This is a genomic window from Pseudomonas macauensis (genome assembly GCF_047902425.1).
Lineage (GTDB): Bacteria > Pseudomonadota > Gammaproteobacteria > Pseudomonadales > Pseudomonadaceae > Pseudomonas.
Map to the genome: position 1 here is coordinate 1,225,274 of NZ_CP138377.1, position 13,644 is coordinate 1,238,917.

Annotated in this window: 9 protein-coding genes; all 9 read left to right on the plus strand. The window is 68.7% G+C overall.

Annotation, left to right across the window (positions count from 1 at the left end; all coding sequences use genetic code 11):
• The first annotated feature begins 174 nt into the window (after window positions 1-174).
• Window positions 175-3,642 carry an exodeoxyribonuclease V subunit gamma gene (recC, locus tag SD196_RS05755; RefSeq protein ID WP_416311122.1) on the plus strand — a complete coding sequence of 1,156 codons (3,468 nt, stop codon included), beginning with the start codon at window positions 175-177 and terminating at the stop codon, window positions 3,640-3,642.
• Window positions 3,639-7,340, plus strand: coding sequence for an exodeoxyribonuclease V subunit beta (gene recB, locus SD196_RS05760; RefSeq protein ID WP_416311123.1), 3,702 nt, complete (start codon window positions 3,639-3,641; stop codon window positions 7,338-7,340). The genes recC and recB overlap by 4 nt, the downstream gene beginning before the upstream one ends.
• Window positions 7,337-9,388: an exodeoxyribonuclease V subunit alpha gene (gene recD, locus SD196_RS05765; protein ID WP_416311124.1), complete on the plus strand. Its 2,052-nt coding sequence runs from the start codon at window positions 7,337-7,339 to the stop codon at window positions 9,386-9,388. The genes recB and recD overlap by 4 nt, the downstream gene beginning before the upstream one ends.
• 341 nt (window positions 9,389-9,729) lie before the next feature.
• Window positions 9,730-10,098 carry a YciI family protein gene (locus SD196_RS05770; protein ID WP_331316662.1) on the plus strand — a complete coding sequence of 123 codons (369 nt, stop codon included), beginning with the start codon at window positions 9,730-9,732 and terminating at the stop codon, window positions 10,096-10,098.
• Window positions 10,099-10,125: 27 nt separating this feature from the next.
• Window positions 10,126-10,656, plus strand: a complete 531-nt coding sequence (locus tag SD196_RS05775; RefSeq protein ID WP_275610455.1) for an SRPBCC family protein — start codon at window positions 10,126-10,128, stop codon at window positions 10,654-10,656.
• Between the two features lie 35 nt (window positions 10,657-10,691).
• A complete protein-coding gene (locus tag SD196_RS05780) occupies window positions 10,692-10,844 on the plus strand; it encodes a hypothetical protein (protein ID WP_343574568.1) in 153 nt (50 codons plus the stop codon).
• Window positions 10,841-11,623: a DUF899 domain-containing protein gene (locus tag SD196_RS05785; protein WP_416311125.1), complete on the plus strand. Its 783-nt coding sequence runs from the start codon at window positions 10,841-10,843 to the stop codon at window positions 11,621-11,623. The genes SD196_RS05780 and SD196_RS05785 overlap by 4 nt, the downstream gene beginning before the upstream one ends.
• Before the next feature lie 26 nt (window positions 11,624-11,649).
• Window positions 11,650-12,090, plus strand: a complete 441-nt coding sequence (locus SD196_RS05790; RefSeq protein WP_275610458.1) for a YybH family protein — start codon at window positions 11,650-11,652, stop codon at window positions 12,088-12,090.
• Between the two features lie 273 nt (window positions 12,091-12,363).
• Window positions 12,364-13,617: an RNA polymerase sigma factor gene (locus SD196_RS05795; RefSeq protein ID WP_275610459.1), complete on the plus strand. Its 1,254-nt coding sequence runs from the start codon at window positions 12,364-12,366 to the stop codon at window positions 13,615-13,617.
• Window positions 13,618-13,644 lie beyond the last annotated feature (27 nt).

Below are 13,644 nucleotides of genomic sequence, written 5' to 3' on the forward strand. Positions count from 1 at the left end.
CCGGCGCGGTGGCGTTGCGGCATCGCCAGCATTCTCGCGGGAGGATCAGGGAGCCAGCCTGAGTCACGCACGGCCTGAGTCTTAAAAAACTCTCCACCGCCTGCGCTTTTTTGGTGAAATGCCGGTCATCCCCGGCGGGCCGCTCCTGTTGCCCGCTCCGTACCAGGAGAGACGATGAGCGAGCAGCGACTGACCCCCGGCCTGATGGTGATCCACGGCAACCATCCGGAAGCGCTGCGCGACCTGCTGGTGCAGTGGATGAGCCTGCATCCGCTGGCGCCGCTGGAGAACGAAGTCATCCTGGTGCAGAGCAATGGCATCGCCCAGTGGTTGAAGCTGGCGCTGGGACGCGACGTGGAAGAGGGCGGCTGTGGCGTGACCGCCGCGCTCGATGTGCAACTGCCCGCGCAGTTCCTCTGGCGCGCCTATCGCGCGGCTCTGGGGCGCGATGAGATCCCCGAGGTCTCGGTGCTCGACAAGGGCCCGCTGACCTGGCGCCTGATGCGCCTGCTGCCGACCCTGCTGGAGCGGGAAGAGTTCGCCACCCTGCAGCGCTTCCTCGCCGACGATGCCGACCTGCGCAAGCGCTATCAACTGGCCGAGCGCCTGGCCGACCTGTTCGACCAGTACCAGGTCTACCGCGCCGACTGGCTGGAAGACTGGAGCCGTGGCGTCGACCAGTTGCGCCTGGCCAACGGCACCGTGAAGGAGCTGGAAGCTGACAATCGCTGGCAGGCCGCGCTGTGGCGCGCGCTGCTCGATGACGTCGGCCCCGAAGGCCTGGCCACCAGCCGTGCCGGCGTGCACGGGCGCTTCATCCAGAAGCTGAAGTCCGCCGAGAATCCTTTGCCGGGCTTGCCGCGCCGCGTCGTGGTATTCGGCATCTCCGCCATGCCGGCGCAGACCGTCGAAGCCCTCGCCGTGCTGGCGCGCCACGCCCAGGTGCTGCTTTGCGTGCACAACCCCTGCCGCCACCACTGGGCCGACATCGTCGCCGACAAGGACCTGCTGCGCCACAAGTACCGCCGCCAGCGTCGCCGCGCCGGCACACCGGAGCTGCTCTCCGACGACCAGCAACACCAGTACGCCCAGCCGCTGCTGGCCGCCTGGGGCAAGCAGGGCCGCGATTACATCAACCTGCTCGACCAGTACGACGACCCGGACAGCTACCGCGCACGCCTGGGGGCGGTGAGCAACGGGCGCATCGACCTGTTCAGCGAGGACGAACCGCGCAACCTGCTCGGCCAGTTGCAGGACGACATCCTCGAACTGCGCCCGCTGGCTGAAAGCCGCGAGCACTGGCCGGCGGTCGACCCGCAGGCCGACGACTCGATCCGCTTCCACGTCGCCCACAGCGCACAGCGCGAGGTGGAAATCCTCCACGACCAGCTGCTCGCCCGCTTCGACGCCGACCCCACGCTGCGCCCGCGCGACGTGATCGTCATGGTGCCGGACATCAACCCCTACGCGCCGCACATCGAAGCCGTATTCGGCCAGCTCGCGCGCGACGACAAGCGCTTCATTCCCTACACCCTGGCCGACCAGGGCCAGCGTGGCCGCGAGCCGCTGCTGGTGGCGCTGGAGCACCTGCTGCGGCTGCCCGACAGCCGCTTTGCGGTGAGCGAAGTCCTCGACCTGCTGGACGTGGCCGCCCTGCGCGAGCGCTTCGGCCTGGCAGACGCCGACCTGCCGCTGCTGCGCCGCTGGATCGATGGCGCCGGCGTGCGCTGGGGGCTCGATGGCCAGCAGCGCGAACGCCTCGGCCTGCCCGCCGCCGCCGAAGCCAACAGCTGGCGCTTCGGCTTGCGGCGCATGCTGCTCGGCTTCGCGGTGGGCGAGGGCGAGGCCTTCCAGGGCATCCAGCCCTACGCGGAAATCGGCGGGCTGGATGCCGCCGCGCTCGGCCCGCTCGCGGGGCTGCTCGGCGCCCTGGAACAGGCCTGTTCCACTCTCGCCGAAGAGGCCGCGCCGCGGCAGTGGGTGGAGCGTCTGCGCGGGCTGCTCGACGCCTTCTTCCGGGTGACCGACGATCACGATGAACTGCTGCGCCAGCAATTGCTGGACCTGCTCGAACGCTGGCTGGAAACCTGCCAGCACGCTGGCTTCAGCGACCCATTGCCGCTCTCGGTGGTGCGCGAAGCCTGGCTCGGCGGCCTGGACGCGGGCGGCCTGAACCAGCGCTTCCTGGCCGGCGCGGTAAGCTTCTGCACGCTGATGCCGATGCGCGCGATTCCCTTCCAGTTGGTCTGCCTGTTGGGCATGAACGACGGCGACTACCCGCGCCCGCAATCGCCGCTGGACTTCGACCTGATGCGCAACGACTACCGCCCCGGCGACCGTTCGCGTCGCGAGGACGACCGCTACCTGTTGCTCGAAGCGCTGCTCTCGGCCCGTCGCCAGCTCTACGTCAGCTGGGTTGGCCGGAGCATTCGCGATAACACTGACCGCCCGCCGTCGGTGTTGATCGGCCAGTTGCGCGACCACCTCGCCGATGGCTGGCGACGCGCCGATGGCAGCGACCTGCTGCACGGCCTGACCCTGGAGCATCCGCTGCAACCCTTCAGCCGCGCCTACTTCGCCCAGGCGCCGGGCCAGGGCGTCGACGGCCTCTACACCTACGCCCGCGAATGGCGCGACGTGCACCGCGAACAGGATGCCGAGACGGATGACGCGCCGTTGCCGCCGCTGGCGCTCGATGCGCCGATCGGTCTGCGCACGCTGTCCGATTTCATTGCCAACCCGGTGGGCGCCTTCTTCGTCCAGCGCCTCAAGGTGCGCTTCGCCGAGGAGCAGCTCACCGGCCAGGACGAGGAGCCGTTCGAGCTCAACGGCCTGGACGTCTGGCAGCTGCAGTTCGAACTCTGCGAACGCCTGCGTCCCTGGGTGGAGCAGCATTGGCAGGCCGAGCAGCTGGATTCGCAGCTGACCGGGCAGGTGGAGCGCTTGCGCCGCGAAGGCCGCCTGCCGCTGGCGGCCTTCGGCGAGTTTTCCGCCCAGTCGCTGGTGGCGCCGCTGCAGGACCTGCTGGCGCGCTACCGCGAGCAGCTCGAGCACTGGTCGCAGGTGGAAGAGGAGCAGCGCGAACTCAACCATGGGCACGCCGGCATCGAGCTGGCCGACTGGCTCGGCGGCCTGCGCCGCAATGCCGATGGCCAGCTCGCCAGCCTGCAACTGGTCAGCGGCAAGCTCCACGAAGGCAAGGGCTACAAATGGCATGGCCTGGTGCGCCCGTGGGTGCGCCATCTCGCGCTGCAACTGTGCGGCGAGCCGGTCAGCAGCGTGCTGGTCGGCCTGACCGGCACCCTCGAATTCCCGCCGCTGCCCGCCGAGCAGGCGCGTGTCGAACTGAACAGCCTGATGGACGCATGGTTCCAGGGCATGAGCCGGCCGCTGCCGGTGGCCTGCAAGACCGCCTTCGCCTGGCTGGCAGCCGGCGAGGATGCCGACCGCGCCAGGCGTGAAGCCGCCAAGCGCTACGACGGCGGCTTCAATCTCGCTGGCGAGGCGGCGTCCTCGCCGGCGCTGGCGCGGGTCTACCCGGACTTCGACAGCCTCGAGGCCAGCGGGGAATTCGCCGCCTGGGCCGAGTCGCTCTACGGGCCCCTGTTCGAATTGCTGCAGCGCAAGGAGGAGGCCGCATGAGCGCCGTCGATTCAGGTTCGCAAGCGCTCGACCCGCTCAGCTTCCCGCTGCATGGCAGCCGGCTGATCGAGGCCAGCGCCGGCACCGGCAAGACCTTCACCATCGCCTTGCTCTACGTGCGCCTGGTGCTCGACCACGGCGGCGAACAGGCCTTCGGCCGGCCGCTGAGTCCGCCGGAGGTCCTCGTGGTGACCTTCACCGAAGCCGCGACCCAGGAGTTGCGCGAACGTATCCGCGCGCGCCTGGGTGAAGCCGCGCACTGCTTCGCCGAGCCCGAGGGCGAGCACGACGGCCTGCTGCGGACGCTGCGCGACAGCTATCCCGTCGAGCGCTGGCCGGGCTGCGCGCGTCTGCTGCGCCTGGCCGCCGAATGGATGGATGAGGCTGCCGTCTCCACCATCCACAGCTGGTGCTACCGCATGCTGCGCGAGCACGCCTTTGACAGCGGCAGCCTGTTCACCCAGGACCTGGCAGCCGACCAGAGCGAACTGCTCGCCGAAGCGGTGCGCGACTATTGGCGGCGCAATTTCTATCCCCTGGGCGTGGCTGCCGCCAACGCCGTGCGCCATTGCTACGCCGGCCCGGAGGCGCTGATGCGCGCCTTGCAGCCGCTGCTGGCGGCGCAGGAGGCGGGCTTCCGCTACGGCGACCAGCCGCTCGATGCGCCGACCTCGCTGGGTGAACTGCTGGAGTCCACCGGCCAGTGGTACGAGGAGCTCGAGGCCGCCCAGGCCCGCGCGCGCGAAGCCTGGACCGCGGACCGGGCGAATCTCGCCGAACTGTTGCGCAACCTGCGCGGCGACCTCAACGGCAACAGCTATCGCGGCAAGGACGACGATGCCATCTTCGGCGGCTGGATCGAGGCGTTGGACGCCTGGAGCGAAGGCGCTGACGCACCGGATAACCTGGCCAAGTTCGGCCAGTCGCGGATCAAGGTGAAGGCCAAGGCCGTGGTGCCGGAACACCCGGCATTGCAGGCCATCGACGCCTGGTGCGAGCGCGCCGAGCAGCGTCCGGAGATCGCCCCGCAGCTCCTGCTGCATGCCCTGGGCGAAGTGCGCCAGAGCCTGGAGGCGGAGAAGCAGAAGCGTGCCGAACTGGGCTTCGACGACCTGCTGGTGCGCCTCGACCGCGCGTTGGCCGGCAGCGGCGGTGAGCGCCTGGCCGAACGCATCCGCGAACAGTTCCCGGTGGCGCTGATCGACGAATTCCAGGACACCGACCCGCTGCAGTACCGCATCTTCGAGCGCGTCTACCGTATCGCGGACAACCCCAGGAACCTCGGACTGTTCATGATCGGCGACCCCAAGCAGGCGATCTACGCCTTCCGTGGCGCCGACATCCACACCTACCTGCGCGCCCGCGCCGCCACCGCCGGGCGCCACTACACCCTGGGCACTAACTTCCGCTCCACGCGCGCCATGGTGGCGGCGGCCAACCGCTGCTTCCAGTTCGCCGAGGCGCATCCGCGCGGCGCCTTCCGTTTTGCGCAGGAGGGGCAGGACAACCCCGTACCCTTCCTCGAAGTCGGCGCCCGCGGGCGTGACGAAACCCTGCTGCTGGAAGGCGGCGAAGCGCCGGCCATGACCTTCTGGCAGTTGGACAACGACGGCCAGGTCTGCGGCTCGACTGTCTACCGCCACGAGATGGCCGCACGCAGCGCCAGTGCCATCCAGCGCTGGCTGAGTTCGGCGCAGAGTGGCTTCCGCAAGGCCGATGGCCACTGGCGCGCACTGCGCCCTGCGGACATCGCCATCCTGGTGCGGGGCCGCAGCGAGGCCGAGGCGATCCGTACCGAGCTGGCTTCTCGGCGGCTGGCCAGCGTGTACCTGTCCGACCGCGACTCGGTATTCGACAGCCCCGAAGCGGTGGACCTGCTGCACTGGCTGCGCGCCTGCGCCGATCCCGGCAACGACGGCACCCTGCGCATTGCCCTGGCCACCCGCAGCCTGGCGCTGGACTGGGCAACCCTGGAGAAGTTGAACCAGGACGAGCGCTTCTGGGAAGACATGGTGCTGCGCTTCCGCGATTACCGCGTGCTCTGGCAGCAGCAGGGCGTGCTGCCGATGCTGCGCCGCCTGCTCGCCGATTTCTCCCTGCCGGCGCGCCTGCTGCGGCAGATCGACGGCGAGCGCAGCCTGACCAACCTGCTGCACCTGGCCGAGTGGCTGCAACGCGAGGCGGTGGAGCTGGACGGCGAACACGCGCTGCTGCGCGTGCTGGCCGAGCAATTGGAAAGTCCCTCCAGCGAGGAAATCCTCCGTCTGGAAAGCGACGCCGACCTGATCAAGGTGGTGACCATCCACAAGTCCAAGGGCCTGGAGTATCCGTTGGTGCTGCTGCCCTTCATCTGCAGCTGGCGCGAGCTGGATGGCAAGAGCGGCACGCCGCCGAGCTTCCAGGCAGGGGAGGCGCGGGTGGTGGAACTGTCCCGCGACAAGGAGCTGGCCAAGGCGGCTTATCAACAGGCCAACGACGAACGCCTGAGCGAGGACATGCGCCTGCTGTACGTGGCCCTGACCCGCGCGCGGCATGCCGTGTGGCTGGGCGTGGCGCCGCTGGTGATGAGCAACAGCAAAAGCCCGGAACTGCACAAGGGCGCCATCGGTTACCTGCTCGGTGGCGGCAATACGCTGGGCGTGGAAGACCTCGCCACGCGCCTGGGCGAATTGCAGGCCGGCCATGGCGAGATCGTTCTGGAAGCGGCGCCCCTTGCCGACCTGCAATTGTTCGTCGGCCCGCAGGCCGGCGAGCTGGGCGCGGCCCGCGAGCCGCGCCGGCGGGTGGCGGAGAAGTGGTGGATCGCCAGCTACTCCGCGCTGGCGAACCTGGCTGGCGACGAGGACATCGAGTCGCCCGCACCCGCGCCGGCGGCGGACGAACCCACCAGCGCAGACGAAGACCTGCTGCGTGAAAGCAGCCTGGAGGAAGCCCGCGAAGCCGATGCGGTGCCGGCGCCGTTCAGCCTGCACGCCTTCCCCCGAGGGGCCAACCCCGGCAGCTTCCTCCATGGTCTGCTGGAGTGGGCGGCCGACGAAGGCTTCGGCGCCTGCGACCCGCAGCAGCTACGCGATCAGTTGGCGCGGCGTTGCCAGGTGCGCGGCTGGGAAGCCTGGATCGAGCCCCTGCACGGCTGGCTGACGCAGTTGCTGCACACCGAGTTCCGCCTGCCCGATGCCACGCCGGTCAGCCTTGCCGGACTCTCCAGCTACCAGAAGGAAATGGAGTTCTGGTTCGCCACCCGCCAGGTGGACAGCCAGCGCCTGGACCGCATCGTCACCCGCCATACCCTCGGCGGCGCGGCGCGGCCGGCGCTGCAGGCCAACCAGCTCAACGGCATGCTCAAGGGCTTCATCGACCTGGTGTTCGAACACGAAGGCCGCTACTACGTGGCCGACTACAAATCCAACTGGCTCGGCGCCGACGACGAGGCCTACACCGAGCCGGCCCTGCGCGAGGCGCTGCTGGAGCACCGCTACGACCTGCAGTACGCGCTCTACCTGTTCGCCCTGCACCGCCTGCTGCAGGCGCGCCTGCCCGACTACGACTACGAGCGGCATGTCGGCGGGGCGATGTACCTGTTCCTGCGCGGCAGCCAGTCGGCGACCCAGGGCATGTACCTGGAGCGGCCGCCCAAGGCCCTGATGGAGGAACTGGATCGCCTGTTCCGCGCTGTCGACGAGGAGATGCCGGCATGACTGCGCCGTTGAAAACCGCCGGTGAAATGCTCGAACTGATCGGTCGCTGGGCCGAGCGCGGCTGGCTGCGCGAACTCGACCGCGCCTTCGCCACCTTCCTGGTGGAACGGGTGGCGGATGCGCATCCGCTGTTGATCCTGGCCGCTGCGCTGGCCAGCCACCAGCTCGGTCGCGGGCATGTCTGCCTGGACCTTGCGGCGACACTGGCCGACAGCCGTTTCGCGCTGTCGCTGCCACCGGAGGGGGATTCTGCGAAGGACGCGCCCGAGCTGCCCGGCGTACTGCTCGACAGTATGTCGTTGGAGGCGTGGCAGGCGGCGCTGAACGACCCGCGCCTGATTGGCGAGGGCGCCGGCGATACGCCGTTGGTGCGGGTCGGCAGGCGCCTGTACTTGCGGCGCTATTGGCAATATGAATGCGCGGTGCGCGCCGGGATCGACCAGCGCCTGCGCCAGGGCGAAGCCTTGCGTGCCGGCTTGCCCGCCGCGCCGTTGCGCCAGGCGCTGGATGCGTTGTTCCCGAAGAAGGCCGGCAATGCTCAGAAGAGTCAGGGGGCGGACTGGCAGAAATTGGCCTGTGCGCTGGTGGCGGGGAATGCCTTCGGCATCGTCACCGGCGGCCCCGGCACCGGCAAGACCACCACCGTGGTCAAGTTGCTGGCGCTGTTGCAAAGCCTGGCGCTGGGGGAGGGCGGGCGGCCATTGCGCATCCGTCTCGCGGCACCCACTGGCAAGGCGGCTGCGCGCCTGAATGAATCCATCGCCGGCGCCGTGCAGCGCCTGCAGCTCGACGGCCTGCCCAATGGCGAGGCCGCGCGCGAGGCGATTCCCACCGAAGTCACCACGCTGCACCGCCTGCTCGGCAGCCGCCCGGACAGTCGTCAGTTCCGCCATCACGCCGGCAACCCGTTGGCGTTGGAGCTGCTGGTGGTGGACGAAGCCTCGATGGTCGATCTGGAGATGATGGCCTCGCTGCTCGCCGCCCTGCCACCGCGCGCACGGCTGATCCTGCTCGGCGACAAGGACCAGTTGGCCTCGGTGGAAGCCGGCGCGGTACTCGGCGAACTGTGCAGCCGCGCCCGCGAAGGTCACTACCGCCCGGCCACTCGCGACTGGCTGGAAGCAGTGACGGGAGAGCCCATCGATGCGGCGTTGCTGGACGAGCAGGGCAGCGAACTCGACCAGGCCGTGGCCATGCTCCGCCACAGCCACCGCTTCAGCGCGGGCAGCGGCATCGGCCAGTTGGCGGAGGCCGTGAACGCCGGCGATATCCCGGCCCTGCGCGAGGTATGGAAGGCGCGCCACGAAGACCTGACCCGCATCGCCGTCGACGCCCAGGACACCCGCAGCCTGCGCGACCTGGTGGTGGACGGCGGACGTGGCGGCGATCTGTTCGGACCGGTCGGCTACCGCCATTACCTGAGCGTGCTGGCGGCCAGGCGGCCAGCCGAGAATGCTGACCAGGCGGCGCTGGACGAATGGGCCCGGCAGGTGCTGGAGGCCCATGGGCAGTTCCAGCTGCTCTGCGCCTTGCGGCGTGGTCCCTGGGGCGTCGAAGGGCTCAACACCCTGATCACTGGAATGCTGCACAGCGAAGGGCTGATCCCCTCGACGCAGGTCTGGTTCCTCGGCCGCCCGGTGCTGGTGACGCGCAACGACTACGGCCTGGGGCTGATGAACGGCGACATCGGCATCACCCTGGCGCTGCCCCAGCCGGCGGACGACGGCAGCGTGCGCTGGGCGCCGCGCGTGGCCTTCCCGGCGGGCGACGGCAGTGATGCGATTCGCTGGATCCTGCCCAGCCGCCTGCAGGCGGTGGAGACCGTATTCGCCATGACGGTGCACAAGTCGCAGGGCTCGGAATTCACCCACGCCGGGTTGCTGCTGCCCGACAGCCTCAACCCCATCCTCACCCGCGAGCTGGTCTACACCGGCATCACCCGTGCCCGCCGCTGGTTCACCCTGGCCAGCGCCGGACGCGGCTGGCAGGTGCTGGAGCAGGCGACGGAACGGCGGGTGCAGCGGGCGAGCGGGCTGCTGGATCGCTGAGGGTCGCTGGCGTGCGGCCTGGAAACTGGCGCTCTTCGTAGGATGGCGTGGAGCGCAGCGATACCCATCGCGGCGGATAACGCTTGAGGCGTTATGCGCCCTACGGGGGGCTGCTCCTACAGGTTGGCGACAAACCCAGGCGCTTCCCTGTCAGCGCGGATTCCGCCGTGATGGATTTCGCGGACAAGAGCTAGGCGCCCCCGTCGCTCCTACGACCGCCCGTGCCTGAGCTCCACCCGCCCCACATCTGAATCCCCAGAAAAAAATTTCCCCCGCCTGTCGATTTCCATTGCCGCGCTTCGACTAGAGATAGAACGCAGTCGCCATAGCGGGAGTCGAGCATGAAATACCTCTGCCTGATCTACGTGGACGACAGCCGTATCGCCCAACTGCCGGGGCCGGTGTTCCGCCAGGTGATCGACGAATGCCGCTGCAACGAGGCACGGCTGCGCGAGAACGGCCAGTTGCTGGCGGCGCAGGCGCTGGAGCCGGTGGCCAGCGCCACCACGCTGCGCCATGCCGGTGGTGACCTGGTGATCACCGATGGTCCGTTCGCCGAGACCAAGGAGCACCTGGGCGGTTTCGTGCTGCTGGAGGCGCGTGATCTCAACGAGGCGTTGCAGATTGCCGGCCGCTTGCCGTCAGGACGGCTAGGCTGCGTCGAGGTTCGACCGGTCCGCGACTGGGACCGTTACTTTGCCGGGCAATGAGCCCATCGACACCATCAGGAGGATGTCATGTTGAAGTGGATTGCAGTGGTCGTGGTTCTGGCCGTGGTCGTGGTGCTGGTCCTGGCGGCGAGCCGGCCGGACAGCTTCCGGGTGGAGCGCACGGTGCGCATCCAGGCGCCGCCGGAGAAGGTCTACGCCTACATCGAGGACTTCCACCGCTGGCCACAATGGTCGCCCTTCGAGAAGCTCGACCCGGATATGCAACGCAACTTCTCGGGTGCGGACAAGGGGCTCGGCGCGGTGTACGCCTGGGCCGGCAACAGCAAGGCCGGCGCGGGGCGCATGGAGATCATCGAGAGTACCCCGGCGACGCGGGTGAGCATCGCGCTGGAGTTCCTCAAGCCGTTCAAGGCCAGCAATACCGCCGAGTTCACCCTGCTGCCGCGTGACGGCGGCACCGACGTGACCTGGGCGATGTTCGGCCCCACGCCCTTCGTGGCGAAGATCATGCACCTGTTCTTCAGCATGGACAGCATGGTCGGCAAGGACTTCGAGGCGGGCCTGGCCAACCTCAAGCGGCTCAGCGAGCAGGGCTGAGCCTTCCAGCAGGGCAACCGTCGAGGAGGTCCGCCATGTGCCCCTTGTGCCTTACCACCCTGACGCTGGCGGTGTCCGGCGTCCTCTGTGCCGGCGGCGCCAGCGCGCTCGCCATCACCCGGCTGCGTGGCCAACGCCGCGTACGCCCCAACCCGCAACCGGGCCGGTCCCAGGAGCGTGCAGCATGAATCTCGCCAACCAGGCTTTTCCCCGTGTGGTCTCTCGTGATGAATGGCTGCAGGCGCGCAAGCGCTTGCTGGAGCAGGAGAAGGCCGCCACCCATGCCCGCGATGCGCTCAGCGCCGTGCGCCGGGCGTTGCCGGTGGTGCGCATCGACAAGGATTACCGCTTCGAAGGCCCTCGCGGTACTTTGCGGCTGGTGGACCTGTTCGAAGGGCGCCCGCAACTGATCGTCTACCACTTCATGTTCCACCGCGACAAAGCCCTGGGGTGCGAGGGCTGCTCCTTCCTGATCGACAACCTGGGACGGCTGGAACATCTGCATGCGCGCGGCACCACCCTGGCCATGGTCTCCCGTGCGCCGCTGCAGGAGATCGCGCCGTTCCGCGAGCGCATGGGCTGGACCCTGCCCTGGTATTCCTCGTTCGGCAGCGATTTCAACTATGACTTCCACGTCACCATCGACGAGCAGGTCGCGCCGGTGGAATACAACTACCGCGACAAGGCGGAGCTGGAACGCCTGGGCCAGGGCTACCACGTGCAGGGCGAGCAGCCGGGCCTGAGCGTGTTCCTGCGCGACGGCGACCAGGTGTTCCACAGCTACTCCACCTATGGACGCGGTCTTGAAGCGCCGCTGTTCACCTACCACCTGCTCGACCTCACGCCGCTGGGGCGTGGCGAGGGCTGGGGCGGCATGCCCGACTACGAAGGCAAGGGCATGAACTGGACGCGCTTCCACGACGAGTACGACGAGCCCGCCAAGCCGCACAGCTGCTGTGCGTCCTGACCCGGCCCAGCGAGGAGGACAACACCATGAGCGCTGCCGAAAACACCCAGGCCAACGCCGAGCTGCATGCGCTGCTGGCAAGCTGGCTGAGCGCCGTGCACGCATGCGATGCCCAGGCCATCGCCGGCCACTACAGCCACGACATCCTCGCCTTCGATGCGGTGAAGCAGTTGCAGTTCAGGGGCGTGGAGGCCTACACCAGGCACTGGGCCGAGTGCCTGCAGATGTGCACCGAGCACAGCTTCGACATGCACCAGCTGAGTTTCGAGGCCGCAGGTGACATCGCCTTTGGCCACTACCTTTGCTATTGCGGCGGGACCGACAAGGATGGCGTGCACAACTCCGCCTGGGCGCGCGCCACGCTCGGCCTGCGTCGAGAACAGGGGCAGTGGAAGATCGCCCATGAGCACTTCTCGATTCCGTTCGATCCGGCGACCGGGCAACTGTTGTTCGACGCCAAGCCCTGAATCCATGCACCGCGATTCCCTCACCCCAGCCCTCTCCCGAAGGAGAGGGAGCCGATCGTGCCGGCGGAGGCCTTAGTATCCGCCGGCATCCGGACAATCCTCTCTCCCTTTGAGAGAGGGCTAGGGTGAGGGCGGCAGGAGGCAGGGTTTAGCAAGGCTGATCGACACACCTCGCAATGATCTCCCGCGCACACCCGTCCGGCCGCTTCCCACACCATCGAAAACCCGTGCAGGATAGGCAGACCCTTCTTACCCCGAGGACCGCCGGCCGCCATGCATGACTACGCCCCCCAGGCCCTGCGCGATGTGGTGGACGATGTCTATCGCCGCGAATCGCGCCGCGTGCTGGCCACGCTGATCCGCCTGCTGGGGGACTTCGACCTGGCCGAGGAGGCGTTGCACGAAGCCTTCGTCGCCGCCGTGGAGCAATGGCGACGCGATGGCGTGCCGGCCAATCCGCGCGCCTGGCTGGTGTCCGCCGGACGCTTCAAGGCCATCGACGGCCTGCGCCGCCGGTCGCGCTTCGACGCCTCGCTGCTGCAGATCGCCGAGCAGTTGGAGATCGACATGCAATCGGTGGAGGAGCAGGCCGACGAGAGCGTCGAAGACGACCGCTTGCGCCTGATCTTCACCTGCTGCCACCCGGCTCTGCCGGCGGATGCCCAGGTGCCGCTGACCCTGCGCGAAGTCTGCGATCTGAAGACCGAGGAGATCGCCCGCGCCTATCTGGCCACGCCGTCCACCATCGCCCAGCGCATCGTCCGCGCCAAGGCGAAGATCCGCGATGCGCAGATTCCCTACCAGGTGCCGGAAGCCGCCGAGCTGCCCGAGCGCCTGGCCAGCGTGCTGCGGGTGATCTACCTGGTGTTCAACGAAGGCTATTCGGCCTCGGCGGGCGATTCGCTGACCCGCACCGACCTGTCGGCGGAAGCCATCCGCCTGGGCCGCCAGTTGCTCGAACTGCTACCGGAAGCGGAAGTGATGGGGCTGCTGGCGCTGATGCTGCTGCACGAATCGCGGCGCGAAGCGCGCACCGGCCCGGACGGGCAGATGGTGCTGCTCGAACAGCAGCAGCGCCGTTACTGGAACCGCGAACTGATCGACGAGGGCCGGCAACTGATCGTGGCGGCGCTGGCCACCCGCCGGGTCGGCCCCTATACCCTGCAGGCGGCGATCTCCGCCGTGCATGCGGTGGCGCCTGATTTCGCCAGCACCGACTGGGTGGAGATCGTTGGCCTGTACGACGCCCTGCTGGGCATCCAGCCGTCGCCGGTGATCGAACTCAACCGCGCGGTGGCGCTGGCCATGCGCGACGGCCCGGAAGCCGGGCTCGAACAGGTGGACGCCATTCTTGCCGGTGGCGAGCTGCAGGACTACCACTTGGCCCACGCGGCCCGCGCCGACCTGTGCCGACGCCTGGACCGCCGCGACGAGGCGCGTGAGTCCTATACCCGGGCCCTGGAGCTGGTGCGGCAGGAGCCGGAGCGGCGCTTCCTGGAGCAGCGCCTGCGCGAACTGGCCGAATAACCGCCATGGCTGCGGGATAGCGGGCAG

What these genes read in the sequence shown, in the direction of transcription:
- recB (WP_416311123.1), top strand. Translation starts at nt 3,639, where the DNA reads ATGAGCGCCGTCGATTCAGGTTCGCAAGCGCTCGACCCGCTCAGCTTC.
- SD196_RS05795 (WP_275610459.1), top strand. Translation starts at nt 12,364, where the DNA reads ATGCATGACTACGCCCCCCAGGCCCTGCGCGATGTGGTGGACGATGTC.
- SD196_RS05790 (WP_275610458.1), top strand. Translation starts at nt 11,650, where the DNA reads ATGAGCGCTGCCGAAAACACCCAGGCCAACGCCGAGCTGCATGCGCTG.
- SD196_RS05770 (WP_331316662.1), top strand. Translation starts at nt 9,730, where the DNA reads ATGAAATACCTCTGCCTGATCTACGTGGACGACAGCCGTATCGCCCAA.
- recC (WP_416311122.1), top strand. Translation starts at nt 175, where the DNA reads ATGAGCGAGCAGCGACTGACCCCCGGCCTGATGGTGATCCACGGCAAC.
- SD196_RS05775 (WP_275610455.1), top strand. Translation starts at nt 10,126, where the DNA reads ATGTTGAAGTGGATTGCAGTGGTCGTGGTTCTGGCCGTGGTCGTGGTG.
- SD196_RS05785 (WP_416311125.1), top strand. Translation starts at nt 10,841, where the DNA reads ATGAATCTCGCCAACCAGGCTTTTCCCCGTGTGGTCTCTCGTGATGAA.
- SD196_RS05780 (WP_343574568.1), top strand. Translation starts at nt 10,692, where the DNA reads ATGTGCCCCTTGTGCCTTACCACCCTGACGCTGGCGGTGTCCGGCGTC.
- recD (WP_416311124.1), top strand. Translation starts at nt 7,337, where the DNA reads ATGACTGCGCCGTTGAAAACCGCCGGTGAAATGCTCGAACTGATCGGT.